The 17556-nt window shown below is 64.4% G+C and carries 21 protein-coding genes; 11 read left to right on the top strand and 10 right to left on the bottom strand.

From position 1 onward, the window contains the following. Positions 1-5 precede the first annotated feature (5 nt). From O1A05_RS06150 to O1A05_RS06140, 3 genes are all read right to left on the bottom strand, one after another. Complete coding sequence (locus O1A05_RS06150) at positions 6-917, bottom strand: DMT family transporter (RefSeq protein ID WP_270107171.1); 912 nt, start codon at positions 915-917, stop codon at positions 6-8. Beyond that, positions 914-1489 carry a TetR/AcrR family transcriptional regulator gene (locus O1A05_RS06145; protein ID WP_270107170.1) on the bottom strand — a complete coding sequence of 192 codons (576 nt, stop codon included), beginning with the start codon at positions 1487-1489 and terminating at the stop codon, positions 914-916. Before O1A05_RS06145 ends, O1A05_RS06150 begins: the two co-directional genes overlap by 4 nt. Positions 1490-1842: 353 nt before the next feature. Next, positions 1843-2910 (bottom strand): 2,3-butanediol dehydrogenase, encoded by a 1068-nt coding sequence (locus O1A05_RS06140; RefSeq protein ID WP_270107169.1) that lies wholly within the window; start codon positions 2908-2910, stop codon positions 1843-1845. A 171-nt stretch (positions 2911-3081) separates the two neighbouring features. Here O1A05_RS06140 and O1A05_RS06135 point away from each other — a divergent pair, with 171 nt between their 5' ends. After that, positions 3082-3336 (top strand): PspC domain-containing protein, encoded by a 255-nt coding sequence (locus O1A05_RS06135; RefSeq protein ID WP_270107168.1) that lies wholly within the window; start codon positions 3082-3084, stop codon positions 3334-3336. Between the two features lie 3 nt (positions 3337-3339). On the opposite strand, the gene O1A05_RS06130 is transcribed toward O1A05_RS06135, so the two are convergent. Continuing rightward, complete coding sequence (locus O1A05_RS06130) at positions 3340-4251, bottom strand: ketopantoate reductase family protein (RefSeq protein WP_270107167.1); 912 nt, start codon at positions 4249-4251, stop codon at positions 3340-3342. Positions 4252-4274: 23 nt separating this feature from the next. On the opposite strand from O1A05_RS06130, the gene O1A05_RS06125 reads away from it, so the two are divergent. Next, positions 4275-4838, top strand: coding sequence for a GNAT family N-acetyltransferase (locus tag O1A05_RS06125; protein ID WP_270107166.1), 564 nt, complete (start codon positions 4275-4277; stop codon positions 4836-4838). Here the strand turns inward: O1A05_RS06125 and O1A05_RS06120 are convergent. The 4 genes from O1A05_RS06120 to O1A05_RS06105 form a co-directional block, all read right to left on the bottom strand. Continuing rightward, the gene (locus O1A05_RS06120; RefSeq protein WP_270107165.1) at positions 4815-5564 is read right to left on the bottom strand and encodes a hypothetical protein; all 750 of its coding nucleotides are present in this window, start codon (positions 5562-5564) and stop codon (positions 4815-4817) included. The genes O1A05_RS06125 and O1A05_RS06120 overlap by 24 nt on opposite strands. Positions 5565-5605: 41 nt before the next feature. Beyond that, positions 5606-6538: an aldo/keto reductase gene (locus O1A05_RS06115; RefSeq protein ID WP_270107164.1), complete on the bottom strand. Its 933-nt coding sequence runs from the start codon at positions 6536-6538 to the stop codon at positions 5606-5608. A 502-nt stretch (positions 6539-7040) separates the two neighbouring features. Beyond that, positions 7041-7529 (bottom strand): ASCH domain-containing protein, encoded by a 489-nt coding sequence (locus O1A05_RS06110; protein ID WP_270107163.1) that lies wholly within the window; start codon positions 7527-7529, stop codon positions 7041-7043. Positions 7530-7539: 10 nt separating this feature from the next. Continuing rightward, positions 7540-8424: an MmyB family transcriptional regulator gene (locus O1A05_RS06105; RefSeq protein ID WP_270107162.1), complete on the bottom strand. Its 885-nt coding sequence runs from the start codon at positions 8422-8424 to the stop codon at positions 7540-7542. Positions 8425-8558: 134 nt separating this feature from the next. Here O1A05_RS06105 and O1A05_RS06100 point away from each other — a divergent pair, with 134 nt between their 5' ends. Together O1A05_RS06100 and O1A05_RS06095 are read left to right on the top strand one after the other, a co-directional pair. Next, the gene (locus O1A05_RS06100) at positions 8559-9581 is read left to right on the top strand and encodes a zinc-dependent alcohol dehydrogenase family protein (protein WP_270107161.1); all 1023 of its coding nucleotides are present in this window, start codon (positions 8559-8561) and stop codon (positions 9579-9581) included. A gap of 39 nt (positions 9582-9620) precedes the next feature. Next, on the top strand, positions 9621-9824 hold the full coding sequence (locus O1A05_RS06095) for a hypothetical protein (protein WP_270107160.1): 204 nt from the start codon (positions 9621-9623) through the stop codon (positions 9822-9824). Here O1A05_RS06095 and O1A05_RS06090 read toward each other — a convergent pair. Then, complete coding sequence (locus O1A05_RS06090; protein ID WP_270107159.1) at positions 9814-10653, bottom strand: MerR family transcriptional regulator; 840 nt, start codon at positions 10651-10653, stop codon at positions 9814-9816. The genes O1A05_RS06095 and O1A05_RS06090 overlap by 11 nt on opposite strands. Positions 10654-10833: 180 nt before the next feature. On the opposite strand from O1A05_RS06090, the gene O1A05_RS06085 reads away from it, so the two are divergent. From O1A05_RS06085 to O1A05_RS06070, 4 genes are read left to right on the top strand one after another with little or no spacing between them, the layout of a single operon-like run. After that, positions 10834-11793, top strand: coding sequence for an SDR family NAD(P)-dependent oxidoreductase (locus O1A05_RS06085; protein ID WP_270107158.1), 960 nt, complete (start codon positions 10834-10836; stop codon positions 11791-11793). Between the two features lie 7 nt (positions 11794-11800). Then, positions 11801-13447 (top strand): AMP-binding protein, encoded by a 1647-nt coding sequence (locus tag O1A05_RS06080; protein WP_270107157.1) that lies wholly within the window; start codon positions 11801-11803, stop codon positions 13445-13447. A 33-nt stretch (positions 13448-13480) separates the two neighbouring features. Beyond that, positions 13481-14461 carry an ABC transporter substrate-binding protein gene (locus O1A05_RS06075; RefSeq protein ID WP_270107156.1) on the top strand — a complete coding sequence of 327 codons (981 nt, stop codon included), beginning with the start codon at positions 13481-13483 and terminating at the stop codon, positions 14459-14461. Positions 14462-14465: 4 nt separating this feature from the next. Continuing rightward, complete coding sequence (locus tag O1A05_RS06070; RefSeq protein WP_270107155.1) at positions 14466-14927, top strand: MarR family winged helix-turn-helix transcriptional regulator; 462 nt, start codon at positions 14466-14468, stop codon at positions 14925-14927. A 234-nt stretch (positions 14928-15161) separates the two neighbouring features. On the opposite strand, the gene O1A05_RS06065 is transcribed toward O1A05_RS06070, so the two are convergent. Continuing rightward, on the bottom strand, positions 15162-15356 hold the full coding sequence (locus O1A05_RS06065) for a hypothetical protein (RefSeq protein ID WP_270107154.1): 195 nt from the start codon (positions 15354-15356) through the stop codon (positions 15162-15164). 92 nt (positions 15357-15448) lie between these two features. On the opposite strand from O1A05_RS06065, the gene O1A05_RS06060 reads away from it, so the two are divergent. The 3 genes from O1A05_RS06060 to O1A05_RS06050 are packed head-to-tail and all read left to right on the top strand — an operon-like array spanning position 15449 to position 17527. Then, positions 15449-15871, top strand: coding sequence for a recombinase family protein (locus tag O1A05_RS06060; protein ID WP_270107153.1), 423 nt, complete (start codon positions 15449-15451; stop codon positions 15869-15871). Then, positions 15861-17039: a hypothetical protein gene (locus O1A05_RS06055; RefSeq protein ID WP_270107152.1), complete on the top strand. Its 1179-nt coding sequence runs from the start codon at positions 15861-15863 to the stop codon at positions 17037-17039. Before O1A05_RS06060 ends, O1A05_RS06055 begins: the two co-directional genes overlap by 11 nt. Before the next feature lie 20 nt (positions 17040-17059). Beyond that, positions 17060-17527, top strand: coding sequence for a hypothetical protein (locus tag O1A05_RS06050; protein ID WP_270107151.1), 468 nt, complete (start codon positions 17060-17062; stop codon positions 17525-17527). Positions 17528-17556 lie beyond the last annotated feature (29 nt).

Raw genomic sequence — 17556 nt, 5'->3', positions numbered from 1 at the left:
GAATATCAACGGCTCACGGTGGCCCGGTATTCCGCCGCGGGAGCCACCGTGAGCAGGGCCAGCACCAACGTCATCAGGGCCAGCCCGATCCAGCCCAGCGGGGTCAACCGCTCCCCCACAATGAGCACGGCCAGCAGCGTGGCGATGGCCGGTTCCGTGAGCGTCACTGTCGTGGCAGTACTCGCCGACACGCGGGTGAGTCCGAAGCCGAAGAGCAGGTACCCGAGGAACATCGGCACCAGGGCAATATAGGCTGCCACTGCGAAGGTCTGCGGTGAGCCGATCAGCGGCGCGCCCGTGATGAAGAGCACCGGTAAGAGCAGGGCACCGCCGAGACCGAACACGGACCCCATCGAGGCCGCTCGGCTCACCCCGGAACTCATGAGTCGGTGAGTGGTCCAGGAGTACAGGGCGTAGGTGGTGCCGGCGACCAGCCCGAGAGCCACCCCCAGCAGGGTCGGGGCCAGCCCGCGGGTGGCGTCGTTCATGGTCGAGACGCAGAGCATCACGCTGCCGGTGATGCCGAGTCCGGCGGCGAGCATCCACCACCGGCTCAGGGCGTGGCCTTCCACCACGCGCTCCAACACCCCGGAAGCCAGTGGCGCGGAGGCAAGCGACACCACAGAACCAATGGCCACCCCGGCCGTGTGCATGGAGCTGTAGAACGCCAGCGGATACAGGAAGACCGCGAGCGCGCCGATCAGCACCAGACTTCGTTGCTGTTGCAGTTGAGGCCGCGCCGTACGAAGCGCCGGAATGGCAATGAGCGCCTGCAGCAGCCCGCCCACGCCGAGTGCGGCAGCGCCGATGGCCAGCGGGCCGGCGCTCGGTGCGAAAGTCGCGGCGGTACCGGTGGTTCCCCAGAGCAGGGAGGTGACCGTGATAGCGGCGAGTCCGGCTCCGCGCCCGGTGTTCACCGCAGTCCTGCCAGCAGTCCGACGGCCAGTTCGCGGGCCCGGTAGAGTCGCACTGTCTGGCCCTCGAGTCCGGCGCGCATCATCGCCCCCTCCAACAGGAAAGCACAGTGTTCTGCCAAGATGGCCGCACGTTCGTCGTCGACGATGTCCCGCAGGTGCTCGAGCAGAATCTGCTCCACCTGTTCCTTGTGCGCACGCACCGCTTCACGCCCCTCGGACCCGGCGGTGAGTTCTGCCGCGGCGTTGAGCAACCCGCACCCGCGAAAACCCAGCTCCGCTTCGCGTTCGCCATGGTCGATGTAGGCATCGAATACGGCGAGCACCGCCTCCGACGGTGACGAGGCAGCATCGACGCGCTGCTGATAGAGGACCAGCCATTCCTGGTGGCGCTCGTCAATGTAGGCACCCACCAGCTCCCCCTTGGAGGAGAAGTTGTTGTACAGACTCTTCTTCGCCACCTGCGCCTCGGCGGTGATGGTGTCGATTCCGGTGGCCGTAAGTCCGTCCGTGTAGAACAGCCGCGATGCCGCACCGAGCAGCTTCGTGCGGGCAGAAATCCGCTCCGAGGTCATGTGGTCCTCTTCTGTGGTCGCGCATCATGAATGCAAGTAGGTAGATCAGTATACATACTGCGATGACGTCATGCCTCGCGGGCGAAATGCCCGCACCGAAGAGCAGAAATTGATCATGGCAGCCCCTGGACGACGAGGCGGACGCGCTCGAGCGCATGCATCACGAGTTCATCCCCGCCCAAGGGCTGCGCCTGTGCTATACCCACCATGAGGTGTACTTCAGCGACGTCAGATGCACCGCCCCGAGTGGATGCGCACGCTGCTGCGGCAGTCGGTCACACCGACCTGACCGCGTCCGCGCACCCGGCGAATCCGCAAAATCTGCCCGGCGAATCCGCAATGAGCGAGGGGGGTTACAGCCCCTTGCCCGACGGCGACACCAGAATCTTCACCGCCGTCTCGTTGCGGTTGATCAGGGTGTCGAACCCTTCGTCGATGAGTCCTTCCAACCCGATCTTGCCGGTGATGAACGGTTTGAGGTCGATCTTGCCTTCTTCCACCAGCTTGATGGTGGCCGCATGGTCGAAGGAATAGCCGATGGTGCCGCGCAGATCGAGCTCCTTGAGCACCAGGGTGGCCAGGTCCGCTTCCGGACGGTGACCCCAGATCGACTCGTTGACGATGACGCCGCCGGGACGCACGGCGTCGAAAAGCATGTTCAACACCACGTCCACCGAGGTGGCTTCGAAGCCGACGTCGGCACCCTTACCGTCGGTCAGCTTCCGCACTTCTTCGGCCACATCCACGTCGCGCGGGTCGAAGGCGTAGTCGGCCACGCCGGTCTCCAACGCCTTCTGACGCCGCAGTTCGGACAGCTCGGACACGATCACGGTGACGTCCAGCGCCTTCAGCACCGCGGCCGTCAGCACACCGATCGGCCCGGCACCGCCGATGATGGCGACGTCGCCCGCTGCGGCCTCGGAACGGCTCACCGCGTGGTGGGCCACCGAGAGCGGTTCGATCAGTGCGGCCTCATCCAGACCCACCTTCTCGGAAATGGGGTGCACCCAGTGCCGGTCCACGGCGATCTGCTCGGCGAGCCCGCCACCACGGCCGCCCAGGCCGATGAAGTTCATATCGGGCGAGAGCTGGTAGTTCTCTTTTCCGTAGTACTCCTCGTGGATGATGTAGGGCTCGACCACCACGTGCTGGCCGACCTCCAGATCGGTGACGCCTTCACCGAGTGCGGCCACGGTGCCGGACATCTCGTGACCGAGCGTCACCGGCGCGGATTCGCCCGAGATGGGGTGCGGGTGGCCTGCTGGCGGCACGAAGATCGGGCCGTCGAGGTATTCGTGGAGGTCGGTGCCGCAGATCCCGCACCAGGCGACGTCGATCAGCACCTCGCCGGTGCCGGCCACGGGGGCCTCAATGTCTTCAATGCGGATGTCTTTGCGGTCGTAGTAGCGTGCAGCACGCATGACGTGATCCTCCTAAAAATCTCGACGGAAGCATTCTTGCTTCCCCACCATGGTGGACCCGGACACCCGGCGAAGGTAAGGGTCCATGGTCGAGATCGCCCCGGTTCCTCCCGGGTGATCCGGGGGTGTTCCCCATGGCGTCGCCGCCCGGCACCGCGTACCGTCGTCAGTATGCAGAAACTCTTCACGTCCATCCGCCGTCTCGGATTCCGCCGCGGCCCGGCCCGCCTGGCCGGGGGCATCGCCGGCGGCATCGCCCAGCATGTGGGCATCAACGTCTGGCTCGCCCGACTGTTGGTGCTCGTCTCTTTCCTGTTGCCGGTGGTCGGCGTCGGGCTCTACCTCGTGGTGTGGGCGCTGACCCCGTGGCAGGACGGATCCATCCCGCTGGAGCGCGCCCTCGGCGGCAACCCCGAGATCCACTGATTCTTAAGCCTCCGGCCGGGCTGAGCGGCTCACCGTTCTGATCTGGACGAGCGCAAGGTCCAGCAGCGGGGTGTCCGCCCCGAGCACCCGGGCCCGGTCCGCGAGATCGCCCAACAAGTGCTCGGCCTCGGTGCGGTGCCCGGCCACCAGATCCCGGTACAGCGACGAGGTGAACTCCGACCCGGGCTCGGTGAGCATCGCTCGACTTGCCTGTTGCGCCGCCTCCGCCACCGGATATCCAGCGTGCGCCGCCACGGCTTCCAGCTCCTGGACCGCGGCGTGGATGTGCGGGAGTCCTCCAGCATCAATGATGTCCCCGATGGGCCCGCGGAACAGACAGGTGGTCACGCCCGCCGCAGCAATGAACATCCACTTCTCCCACAGCGCGGAGCGGATGTCGTCGCGGACCGCGAAATCGATGCCCGGCACATCCAGTGCCTCCACCACCGCAGCGGGTAGCGGCTCTTCGGTGAGCGACCCCACCGTGAGCCCGCACAGCGGCGTCAGCTGGTGAACGGTGTCCCCGTCCAGGGTGGCGACGATGCGCACGAACCCGCCGAGCGTGCGCCCCGGGTAGCGCTGCTCCACGAGATCCAAATGCGCCATCCCGTTCAGGATCGGCAGAATGAGGGTGTCCGGACCCACATACGGCGCGATGTCGTCCAGCGCGGAATCCAATGCCGTGGCCTTCACCGCCAGCACCACCAGGTCGAAGGGTGCTGTTTCTTCGCCCCGCACGAGCACGTTCACCGGGTGGGTGCGGTCCAGCCCCGGGGAGACGAAGCGCAGGCCATCACGGCGCAGTCGCTCCGCGCGCTCGGGGCGCACCAGGAAGGTCACCTCGCGTCCGGCCTCGTGTAAATACGTGCCGAATGCGCCGCCGGTGCCACCGGCGCCCACCATCAGAATCCTCATGGACTGCATGCTACCGTCGCCCCATGCAGCACACGCTCACCCTCACCCGCGGCCCGGTACGATTACGCCCGCTCACCCTCGACGACGCCGAGGCGCTACATCGCACCCTGTCCCCGGAGATGTGGGCCGGAATGGCCGACCCCTTCCCCGAGACCCCGGCCGCGCTCAACGAGTTGCACGCCCCCATGCTGGCATCGGAGACCGTGCTCGCTTTCACGGTGGAGTTCGAGGGCAACGTCGTCGGACGCACCGTGTTCTACGACCTGGTGCCGGGGCTGCGGGTGGAGGTCGGCTCCACGTTCCTCGACCCACGCGTCTGGGGCACCACGGTAAATCCGACCATGAAGTACCTGATGTTCGCCCACGCCTTCGACGAGCTCGGGCTGCAGCGGGTGGCGCTGCGCTGCGACTCCCGCAACACTCGTTCCCACCGCGCCATCGCGAAACTGGGTGCACACTTCGAGGGCACGCTGCGGAACTTCCGGGGATCGGCAGACGGGTCTATCGTCGACGTCGACTATTTCAGCATCGTGGCGGAAGAGTGGCCCGCCGTCCGCGAGGGGCTACTGGCGCGGCTCGGCGTCTGAGGGGAGCACTCGGGCAATGAGGGCATCCGGGCTGATGCCCTCACGCCGAGCCACCGCCTCGATATGGTCCACCGCGGCGGGCGACAACCGTGCCACCGCTGCGTCAGCGGGACCGGCCTGAGCGTTCGTGAGCGCGAAGCTCAGCACGGGCAACACCACGATGCCGAGCGCGGCGAGAATCCAGATCACTCCCGCAGTCCGGAGATACCAGTCGAAGTCATCCAGTTCCAGACCCCAGACCGGCATCAGGACCATCACCACCCCGACCCCAATGAGCCCGAGGGTGGCGAACAGCCCGGTGCGCACGGCGCGGATGCGGTGCTCGGCGAGCAACAGCAGGAGCGAGGCGACCGACAGGGCCGCGGTCACCACGCAGGCGGTCGCCGTCACCTCGAAGGTCGGTTCATCCCAGCTCGGATCGCCCCACACCAGTCTGAGACACCAGATCAGGGTAAGGATGGCCACGGTGACCGTCACCCAGCCGAAGGGCTGCCAGCGTTTTCCGGCCAGCACCACACCGCAAAACACGGCGATGCTGAACACGCCGATGAGTGCGGTGCTGGCGAGCACCTGGTAGGCGGGTTCGGAGTTGACGTCGCCGAAGAGAACCATGATGCCCGCGATGGCGGCACACGAGAAGGAGGCGATGATCAGGATCACCACCCACCGCCGGGCTCGCTGAGCGAACGACGGGAGGGCCGTCGGTGCGGCTGTGCTGTTCTCCATGGTGTCCTCTCAGACGTGGGCGGGAAACGACGTGTGGAGCATTACGGCAGGTGGTGCCCGGCGGCACGGAACAGTCCGTACCACTCCCCGCGGGTCAGCGGCAGTGCCGAGCCAGCAGCAGCGTCCGTCACCCGCTGCGGGGTGGTCGTGCCCAGCACCACGTCCATCCGCGCCGGATGCCGTGTGATCCAGGCGGTGGCAATCGCCATCGGGGTGACGTCGTATTTCTGAGCCAGCCGGTCCAGTTCGGCGTTGAGTTCCGGGTAATCCGGCGAGCCCAGGAACACCCCGTTCGCGCCCTGGAACGGTGACCACGCCTGCAGGGTGATCCCGTGCATCCGGGCGTGCTCCACGAGTCCGCCACCGTCGCGGGTGATCGCTCCGTCTTCGCCCAGCATGTTGGAGGTCAACCCCTGGTGAATGATCGGCGCGTGCACCAAGGACAGCTGCACCTGGTTCACCACCAGCGGCTGGGTCACCGCCGTTTTCAACAGGTCAATCTGTCCGGGGGTGTGATTCGAGACGCCGAAGGCGCGCACCTTGCCAGCCGCCTCCAGCTCGTCAAACGCACGCGCCACTTCCTCGGGTTCCACTAATGCATCCGGGCGGTGCAACAGCAGCACGTCCAGGTAGTCGGTGCCCAGCGCGCTCAACGATCGGTCCGCCGAGGCCACGATGTGTTCGTAGGACTGGTCGTAGCCCCACGGGTCATCGATGATCCCGGTTTTCGACTGTAGCGTGATCTGCTCACGTTCGGCACCACCGAGCTGCAACGCCTCGTGAAAACGGCGCTCACAGTGGTGGTAGCCGCCGGGATGGTTGAACCCGTAGAGGTCGGCGTGGTCGAACCGGGTGATCCCTGCCTCGCGGGCGGCGGTGTAGAGGGCGCGGATCTCCGCATCGGATTTGTCGGCGATGCGCATCATCCCCGCGATGATGTTCGGGGCGGAGTTCTCGGAGTTCGGCTCAGTCATAGGACCCAGCCTATCTACGCGACGCCGGCCGCACCCTCAACGGCGTCACGGATCAGCGAAACCGAGCCTTGAACAGCGGGTTCTTCTTCACCACATGGGCCGCACCGCAGGAAACAGTCGCTCGGGCTCCGCTCTTCACCCAGCTGGAAGACTTGGAGTAACTACCGCCCTTGCCGGCCGAGTACCACGCGCACGTCACGGTAATCCGATACTGCGAGCCACTTCCAGAACAGGTCACCGACAAGTCTCGCCACTGATTGCTGGATGTGGACGCGTTCGTGCAACTAGCCGCCTGAGCGGGTGCCGCAGCCATGACTCCACCGGAGAACGCGAGCGCACCCGCGCAGAGGATCGTCGCCAGCTTCTTTCTGAAGTTTTTCATGATGTTCGCCTTGTCCTTCTCGGATCATGTGACCATCGTCACCGATTCACCGCACTTTACACCTCGCGCTCAGCGGCGAACACCCTTACTCCCAAGTCACGACCAAAGTTTGACCGAGAGTTATCCAGGCCCCGGGTAGAGCACGCGGAAACGTTCGCACACCACGGGCATGTCGTCGGCGTAGCCTCGCGGGTTCTCGGAGTGCTCGCGCCAATACCGTTCGTGGATCGCCTTCCAAGAAGCCAGAGTCCGGTCACGCTCGCCTTCGGCCGCGGCGTGCTCCTCGGTCACCTCACCGAAGGGGACCACCTCAATGGACGTGGTCTCCAGCAGCGCCCGGGGCGCACCGCGTCCGTCGAGAATGATGCTCAGCTCGCCCACCGTGGGCACCGGCTCTCCCGTGTGTTCGCAGTCCCACAGCGACGACGAGGTCGCTGTCTTCACCCCGGCCAGTACCAGCGCCAGCAGCCCGTCGGCGTGCTCCGGGGTCGCCCCGAACGCCCAGGCTTCAGGTGGCTCCTCCGGCAGTCCGTCCAGCGCGGCGCGGCAGCGGTGCCAGAAGTCGTCAAGGTCGGGCGCGGCATGGGTCTCGGTGCGGGTTTCGGCCATGGTGCCGAGCTTAGCGCGCCGTCTGCGCAGACTCTTGTCCGGGCAGTTCCTGGCTCGCGGCCCACGACGCCAGCAGCTGAAGCCGTTCGGCCGAAGCGGAACCGGGCTCGGCAGCGTACACCGTCAGGGTGAGCCCCGGCGAGGATTCCAGGTTCATCCCTTCATAAGCCAGTGTCAGCTCACCGACCACGGGGTGGCAGAACACCTTGCGCCCGGTGCCATGATGGCGCACATCGTGCTGGCCCCACAGCTGGCGGAAGTCATCACTGAGCGTGCTCAACTCCCCCACGAGATCCTGCAGCCGTCCATCATGGGGGTCGCGTCCCGCTTCGGTGCGCAGAATCGCCACCGTCACCTGGGCGTAGAAATCCCAGTCCGGGAAGAAGCTGCGAGCGTGTTCGTCGAGAAAGGTGAACCTGGCGATATTCGGCCGGTCCGGTGACATGGCGTACACGTCACGGTAGAAGGCACGGGCCAGCAGATTCGCGGCCACCAGGTCCATTCGGCCATTGCGCACGAAGGCAGGACCGGCGGTCACCGCGTCGAGCATCCATTGCAGGCTTTCGTGGGGCGGCTGTTCAACCAAGCGGTTGCGGCGCCGCGGGCGCGCCGTTGGGCTGGACGCCTGCGCCAGGTCGAAGAGATGCGATCGTTCGGCGTCGTCGAGCAGCAGAGCCCGGGCTAGGGCGTCGAGCACCTCCGGAGAGGCGCCACCGAGCGCGCCGCGCTCCAGCTTGGTGTAGTACTCCACGCTCACGCCGGCCAGCGTCGCGACCTCGCTGCGGCGCAGACCGGGCACGCGCCGGTTCGAGCCGCCGGGCAGCCCCACCAGCTGCGGCGTCACCTTCGCCCGGCGCGAGGTGAGGAACTCGCGCACATCGGCCTTGTTGTCCATCGTTCTACGGTAGGCCAGACCCGCCCGCCGGAGGGAGTCCCTGCCGGTACCTGTTTCGACCGGGCCTTCCAGCAGTACGCCGTCCGTGTTTTCATGGATATCAGACCAACCGCACCCCACCCCAGGAGCACCCCATGCGCGCTGTCATGCTGCACGCCCCCGGCGACATCCGAGTCGAAGACATCGAACGTCCCACCCTCGTCGAGCCCACCGACGCCATCATCCGCGTCACCGCCGCCTGCATCTGCGGCTCCGACCTCTGGCCCTACCGCGGCGCCGAAGACGTCCACGGCCCCGCCGCCATGGGGCACGAATACATCGGCGTGGTCGAAGAAATCGGCGACGACGTGCGCGACATCCAGGTCGGCGACTTCGTGGTCGGCTCCTTCGTCGCCTCCGACAACACCTGCGAGATCTGCCAGGCCGGCTTCCAGTCCCGCTGCATCCACCAGGTGATGATGGGTTCCATCGGCACCCAGTCCGAATACGCCCGCATCCCCTGGGCCGACGGCACCCTGGTGAAGGTCGACGGCGAACCCACCGAAGAACAGACCAAGAGCCTACTCGCCGCCTCTGATGTGCTCGGCACCGGCTGGTTCGCAGCGGTTGCCGCCGAAGCCGGCCCCGGCAAGACCGTCGCCGTCGTGGGCGACGGCGCGGTGGGTCTGCTGGGCATCCTCGCCGCCAAGCAGCTCGGCGCCGAACGCATCATCGCCATGTCGCGGCATGCCGACCGTCAAGCGCTGGCCCGCCAGTTCGGTGCCACCGACATTGTCGAAGAGCGCGGCGAAGAGGGCGTGGCCCGCATCAAGGAGCTCACCGGCGGGTACGGCGCCCACTCCACCATCGAAGCCGTGGGCACCCAGGAGTCCATGCTGCAGGCCATCCACGCCACCCGACCCGGCGGTCACGTCGGCTTCGTCGGGGTCAGCCACGGGGTCACCCTGGAGGGCATCGACCTCTTCGTCTCCACCGTGAGCCTGCTCGGCGGCCCCGCCCCGGTGCGCCGGTTCTTGCCGGAGCTCATCGAGCTGATCATGACCGATCAGATCAACCCCGGTGCCGTCTTCGACCTCACCCTTCCCCTGGAAGAAGCGGCCGAGGGTTACCGCGCCATGGACGAGCGCCGCGCCACCAAAGTGATGCTCACGTTCTGAACCCGTGACCTGTGGCCCGTGCAGCCGTACCATGAGTTCATGAAGTTCGGCATGCGCAAGCCCTCGCTCAATAAGTCCATTGCCGCTCGCACCACCGGGCGAGCGACCCGCGCGGTCAAGCGCGCGCTGATTCCGGGGTACGGGAAGAAGGGCATGGGTTGGCTCCGTGACCCGAAGCGTGCGGCCCGCAACGCGGTCTACCAGCGCACCACCTTCGACGTGCGCGACCTGTTCAAGAAATAGCGTCGCGCAGGTCGACGGCGGGGTGCACCGTCACCGAGAGCTCCACCGTAAAGTCGTCAGCGTCCTGTCCCGACACCGTTTGGCGTACCTCAACGTCACGTAGTTCCGCGCCGCGCTCATCCATCGCATCAAACAGGCCCACGACGGCGGGATGAACGGTCCCCGTGGGGACGGCTCCGTCGTCGCCAGGTTGCCAGGTAACCACCAGTTCGGTGCGTTCCGGTAGCGCTGCCGAAAAGCTCTCCGCACCGCAGACCTCTATCGGCACCTCGACCGCGGTCGGCCAACAACCAAGCACCTCCACATCGTCCTGCTCCCCGGGTCGCAAGGACATCCAGAACGGACCGTTCGGCACGTAGCCGGACTCGCAGAGCCGCCGATAGAGCGCCTCGAATGCCTCGTTGACCTTGTCATCGTCGTCATCGCCCACGTCATCCGTCGAGATGGTGAGAACCTGCCCGACGTAGTGTTGAGCGGGCATGGCGCGCTCGGTGATCGAGATCGGTGCGCGAAGTGCCCTCAGTACGGTGTGGGCGTCGGCGAATGCACGGTCCTCGAGCTCTCGCTGTTCCAGCACCCGATTCTGATGTTCCTCGAGCGTCCGCTCGGCAGTCCCGTGGGCGAGCGCAGTCGAAACTTCCGGCAGCGGCACCTCGGCGTCACGCAGGGTCCGGATCACGACGCCGTCGCGCACTTGCCCCTCGGAGTACAGCCGATACCCGGTGCGTTCGTCCACCTCGGCCGGGGTGAGTACGCCCATCTCGTCGTAATGCCGCAACGCTTTCACGCTCAGCCCGGTCAGTCCTGCGAATTCGCCAATTTTCAACATGAGTCCATACTCCCGCCTCCCCTCACGGGAGGGTCAACACTGTAGCGGGCGAGCCACTCTGGCCAGCCCCACCCGCGCATCCGCCGTCATTGCGCTGCTCACGTCACGACAGATCCTTGACATTAATATCAGGATGCCTGAAACTCAATATGACATAGCTCACAGATTGAGGTGCTCTCGATGGACGATTCAGCACACTTTCGTCTCCTTGCATCCCGGGTGGAGACCGACTCGCTGACAGGGCGAACTGCCGTAGTCACCGGCGCAGGGCGAGGCCTGGGACGCGCCTATGCTTTCGCACTCGCTGCGGCCGGTGCACACGTCATCGTCAATGACGTCGATGAGGCAGCCGCGCACCGGGTGGTCGACGACATCCGCGAGGCTCGCGGACAGGCAACTGCGCACATCGCTGCGATCGGGCCCCTCGCAGCTGCCGAGCAACTGGTGCAGACTGCGGTCGAGCACACGGGTCGACTCGACATCATGGTGGCCAACGCGGGAGTCCTTCGTGACCGTGTTGTCTGGAAGATGGCCGAGGAGGATTTCGATCTCGTCGTCAGTACCCACCTCAAAGGCGCGTGGACCTGCGCCAAAGCCGCTGCGGAGCAGTTTCGGGAGCAGGGGGACGGCGGGCGGGTCATTCTGGTCGGCTCCCCCGCGGGCCAGTACGGCTCGTTCGGCCAATCCAACTATTCCAGCGCCAAGGCCGGTGTGGTCGGCCTGGCACGCACCCTTTCCCTTGAACTGGCGCGGTTCAACATCACCGTCAACGCCATCATCCCCACGGCCCTGACGGAGATGACAGCCACCATCCCCGCCTACAGCGGATGGGTGAAGGACGTCGAAGCCGGTCGCGACCTGCCTCCGTTGGCACGCCGAGAACATGGGTTGGGAAGCACCATAGACGTCGCCCCGCTGGTGACCTGGCTTGCCTCCGACGATGCGGCGGGTGTCTCTGGCCAAGCCTTGGGACTAGGCGGAGACCGAATCATCGTCTATGCGCATCCGCGAGAGGAAGCCATCGCCGATCGCGACGGGGGCTGGAGTCAGCAGGACATCTCCGACGCCTGGCATCGCGACCTCTCGAGAGCGATGCAACCCGCCGGACCGCCAGAGAAACCGTCGCCGGAAAACTGGTAGGGCCGCCATGTTCGCCAACTACGCCTGCATCTGGGATCGCATCGCCGAGGAACATCCGCATCGTGCGGCCGTGCAGACGGGCACCGCCCGGCAGACCTATCAAGAATTCCGCAGCCATGCGGAGTTCGCCGCTCGTGCGCTGAAGCATCACGGCTTCGATTCGGGTGACCGGTTGGCGTTCTATCTGCACAACACTCCCGAGTATCTGGTGCTGTTCTACGCGTGCCTCAAGATCGGCGTGATCCCGGTGTCTATCAACTACCGCTACGGTGCGCGGGAGGTCTCCGAGTTGATCTCCGCTAGCACCCCTCGCGGCCTGATCTACGCACACCAGAATCAGCACGTCGTGGAATCGCTGACCACGAGCCTCTCCCCGTCCGCACTGCCGGACGTTCTGATTCACTTGGATGCAGACTGTCACACCCCGCATAGCCAACCGTCGCCCTTCTCCAGCGCATCCTGGAACGAGTTCCTGTCCACTGCGGCAGCTGACAGTGCCCATCAAGACCCGCTGACTCCTCCACCCGATGATGCCGAGCTCTATGTCTTCACGGGTGGAACCACGGGCATTCCGAAGGCCGTGGTCTGGGGCGTCAGTGATTTGCTCCATGTGCAGCAACAATCGATCTACGGGCCGCTCGGGTGGGACCATCCCGACGACGTCGAGCAAGCCATCGACCTCGTCAGGAATACCGATCAGGCGCCCATCATCACATTGCCACTGGCCCCCTTCATCCACGCCACCGCGCTCTTCACCGCCATGAACACCCTGGTCGCCGGTGGCACCGTGGTCATCAATCCGGCCGCGAGCCTGAACCCTGACGATGCGGCCCGGCTCATCATGGACCAGCGGGTCACGCAACTCGTGGTCGCGGGGGACGCCGTGGCGCTTCCCCTCTTAGACGCCCTCGAGCAGCACGCAGGGACCCAAGACGTGCCTCTGAGATCCGTCATCAGTTCAGGAATGCGCTTCAGCGACGACACCAAGGCACGGATCCACGCCCTGGGAGAGGTCAGCATCGTCGATATTCTCGCCTCCACTGAAGGCGGTCCGTACGCGATGGCCCTCTCCCATGCGGCCTCCGACCTTCCCGCACGCTTTCGGCTCACCCCGGACGCCGTCGTGCTCGACGATCACGATGAGGATGTCAGTGACGTCGTCGGCGCTATGGGGCTGTTGGCATACCAGGGCGCCCTGCCGCGCGGATATCTGAACGAGCCGGTCAAGACACAAGAAACCTATCCGATCATCCGCGGCGTCCGCACCGCGCGACCGGGTGACTACGTCCAGGTCGAGCAGAACCGCTATATTCAGCTGCTCGGCCGCGGTTCCTCGGTGGTCAATTCCGGCGGAGAGAAGGTCTTCCCCGGTGAAGTCGAGGAGATCATCCTGCAACTGGACGACGTCACCGACGCGGTGGTGTTCGGCGTCCACGACCCCACCTGGGGTGAGCGGGTGGCCGCGTCGGTGACGGTTTCCGAGAACAGCACGCTCACCGCGCAAGAAGTGTTTGAGCACGTGGGGGCCCACCTTGCCGGATACAAGAAACCCCGGGTTGTGATGATCTCGGAGCGCAGCCACCGAGGACCCACGGGCAAGATCAACATGCGCGACCTCCGCACGTCTATCACGGACCACGGCACCCGATTCTGAGTTCACTAGCCCACCACCACACCAGGAGAAGCCATGCGAATCTTCAACAAGACAGCGGTACTCGCGGCCGTCACATCACTCATCATCATGACCGGATGCTCCTCCGACAACGACGAGCCAGCGGAAGACAGCCCAGAGATGATGCCACTCTCGGTGGGCATCATTCCGATCGGGACCATGTCGGCGATTCCCTACGGCATTGAACAGGGCATCTTCGAAGAGCACGGTTTAGATGTCACCATCAGCACCGGTGGCGGCGGTGCCGCGATGCTCCCGGCCCTGCAATCGGGCGACCTCGATGTGGTCATTGGCAACGCAGCGAATCTCCTTCAGGCCGTGGAGCAGGGCATCGATATGCGGGTCATCTCGGGCTATTCCAGCTCACGCCCGGAGGGGCTCGATGTGAACGGCGTGGTCGTCGACTCCGACAGCGATATCGAGACCTGGGCCGATCTGGAGGGCAAGAGCGTGGCGGTCAACGCGGTGCGCGGTCAGGGCGACGTGACCATCATGGAATCGGTGGCCGAGGATGGCGGCGACCCGGACGCCGTCAGTTTCGTTGAACTCGCCTTCCCCGATATGCAGGCGCAGATGGAGCTGGGCAACGTCGATGCCATCTGGGTCCCGGAGCCGTTCCTCGACACGGCAGTCAACGATGACGGACATCGCCTCCTCGGTCATCCCAACCAGATCATCCCGGGCCTACCCACCGTGGTCAGCTTCACCGACGGCGCCACCATCGAGGAGAACGCTGAGCTCATCTCGAGGTATCAGGCCGCCATGAGTGACCTGCTGGAACAGTTCATGGCCGACGAGTCCGGGAAAATCGAGGCCACCATGGACTTCATCGAAGCCCCCGAAGAGGTGGCGAAGCTGTCCATCGAGCGCGACGTCTTCGACGCCGAGATTCCCGAGGATGCGATCCGCAGCCTCAACGAGATCATGCTCAAGTACGGCTTCCTGACGGAGGACCCGATCACCGATGAGTTCTTCTACCACCCCGCGGTACAGTAACTCGATGAGCGAGCACCACCGCCTCACCGCCCTCGAGGGCTGGCACATCTACATGATTAAGTTGCTGGACTCAGGGTTGCGCCCACCCTTCGAACAGCTCCTGCGTGAGCACGGCTTCAGCACCGCGCAGTACACGGCGCTGACGGTGCTCGCCCGCCGCCCCGGCATCACCTCGTCCGAGCTGGCCCGACGGACCTTCGTGCGTGCCCAATCCATGGCGGATACCGTCAAGGTGCTGATGGACAAGGGGCTTGTCCGGCGTGAGCCCGATCAGGACCACGCCCGCCGGCTGCTGCTGTTCCCCACTGACGGCGGCTACCGCGCCCTGCAGGAATGTCAGGGTGACGTGAATCAGCTCGAGACCCGCCTACTGGAGAATCTCGACGACGACGAGCGCCGAACCGTCTCGGCCGCGCTGCGCACCATGCGGTTCAACCTACAGCGCATCAACGACGACACCCCATAACACGGTGCCGTTCGCTATGCCTATGGGGAGGGTCAACCGCGGTGTTCACGTGTCGTTCGACGGCAAGGTGCCGTAGCTGTTCGCGTAGGTCTTGCCTGGTTTTGGATGGGTGAACTTCATCCCAAACCAGATGTCGTCGATCCGCAGGCAGGTGCTCTCGACCATGTTCTCGGCGTAGCCGATCGCGATGACCGACTTGAGAGTCAGATCGGTGCCCAGCTTCTTCTCCTTGGGTCACGACACCCAGAGCATCCCTCCGGGTTGGAGATGGTCGCGGAGCTCGGCGAACTGTTCCCGCAATGCATCATTGGTGACGACGAACAGGTGCAGGTAGTCGTACTCTCCGGTGAGATCATCTGTCAGGTCGAGATCCGGAAGCTCCGTCGCCGCGACCGATGCCGGCGGTCCGTCCCGGAGATAGGCACGCAAACGTCTCGTCGCATGAATGTTCATAAACCCGTTCAACTACTCATAAACTGGGCCAAGGCGCTAGAACGGCGCAAGAAACGTGAGGGGGCCTCATGGCACCATTGAGTCTCGCCCGGGTCAGCAGTGCGAAGCAGACGACGCAGGTACAGCACGATGCCTTCAACTCGATATGTGCAGGTGTCTTCCAGAAGAGGACCAGTAGCAAGCTGGCGGTCGAATACCGACTAGGGCCCAAGACGGCAATCGCCTACAAGCCCAATAGTGAAATGACTGCCGTCGAGAAAGGTGACCGGCTCGGCTTTAATCAGCCGGAGGGGCTACTGACGCTCGACGAACCGTTCCACAGGGTCGGGAACGCCAAAATTATCCACGTACTCGCGGCAGGCACGCACACGAAGCGCAGATTCCTCCTAGACGCGGCGCTTGCCGAACAGCGCCGTCGGAACATCGCCCGGAAGCCGAAGAATAGCCTCAACGGCATGAACGCGCCGAAGGACGTGAAGCATGGCCATTGATGTCTTGATCGGCCGCGATGCAGTCTCGATCGACGAAACGGTGTTCGCCACCCTCTTCGACAACTCGGTGGCCGGCACTTACCGAGGCTACGAGCGCGCACTGGAATCTGGCCGCATCAGGTACGCAGAATTGGTCGAGCTCTCGCGAAAGGGCGAGATACCCCACTCCCTCTTTTTCGCGCCGCTGTCGCTGGTTCAGCAACAGGTAAAGACGAAGACCGAAAAACTCCTCGCCGGCATCAACAGGGAAACGTTCTCAATTGGGTCCCGTTCGCAGGTGGATCTCAGCGACGTCGAGCTGATTGTCAAAGATCTGATTCGCAAGCAGCAGCTGCTCCGAAAGCACGATCCGTCGCTCCGACAAAACAAAATCATCGGCCTACTTCGTGATGACACCTCTCCGGTTGACACCGACGCCGCTCGCCTCATGGAGGCGATTGGCATCTCGCAAGAGTCGCTCCGCGCATGCGGGACCAAGACGAAGGCTTTGGACCTCATGATCGACCACCTCGAGGCCAATCAGGTGTTCGTGTCGCGAAGCGTTCCGAACTATATGCCGCAACGACTCACGCAAGTAAAGTTCAGCGGGATGACGATCCGGGACAACAAGATCCCATACATTTTCCTCGCTGGCGGCGATCACGAGGACGACCAGGAGCCTGTGGGGCGCACGATATTCACCCTCGCGCTCATGGCCGTGCTGGTGGCCAGACGGATCTTCGCACCGATGACCTGGGACGGCGGCAGCGCCGAGACGGACCCAGGCCGCGAGTATGACATCGCGGGCGCAATGCTCATGCCCACCGCTCAGATGAAGGAACTCAGCCCAACATCAGTCGACGATATGAAAGCCGTATCGGACGAGTTCAAGGTCACTCCAAGTGCGGTAACGGTACGATCGATGAGGCTGGGCATTATCAATCGAGAAACTGCGAGCGACCATCTCGACCACTTGCGTGCCGAGTTCCGGAGCCTCCCCAAGGGCGGACCGCAGAGACCGATTCGCCCCGAGAGGGCTGTCAGAAAATACAACGGAAGAGAGTTAACAGTTCGTATGTTGCATGTCCTTGACATCGGTAACATTTCGCCTGGTGAATTCTGCCGTTCGATCTGCTTGAACAATCTCACGCCCTCACGTATCGACGATCTCAGGCGGGCCGTCGAGTGAGCGGATTCGGGCAGCGATTCGTGATCGACACCAACGCTCTGAGCCAGCTCGGTAAGGTCCGCCGGGCGAGCACGTTCTTCTTGGAGCATGCGGTGATAGCCGAAGAAGTGATGCACGAAGCCTCTGGGTTCCCGGACCTCGCCCTGCTGCAAGACAATGTTCACCCGACGACGCCGCGCGTGCTCCAATGGCTATCTGAGGTCCTGTCTACAGTTCCCGATGACGACACCCGGCTGATCAACCTCTATGCAAACTTGGGAAACGCAGACCCATTTGTCGTTGCGTGCGCCCTCGAGGGGCGGGAGCACGACAGCCAGTTCCTCCTCGCGCCCGAATGGATCATCGTCACTAGCGACGAGGCCGTGCGCGCCAAGGCGGAGGAGTTCGGCCTGAAGGTGCTCAGCAACCCCCAGTTCGCTGACCTAGTGGATGAATCCATCCAAGATCAGACCGTTCGCCATCGTGAAACGATCAAGCGCAAAGAATAGTCCGATTGCTGGGATGAGGGTTCCAAATC

The organism is Citricoccus sp. NR2 (assembly GCF_027594385.1).
Lineage (GTDB): Bacteria > Actinomycetota > Actinomycetes > Actinomycetales > Micrococcaceae > CmP2.
This window is presented reverse-complemented; position numbering and strand designations above follow the sequence as displayed.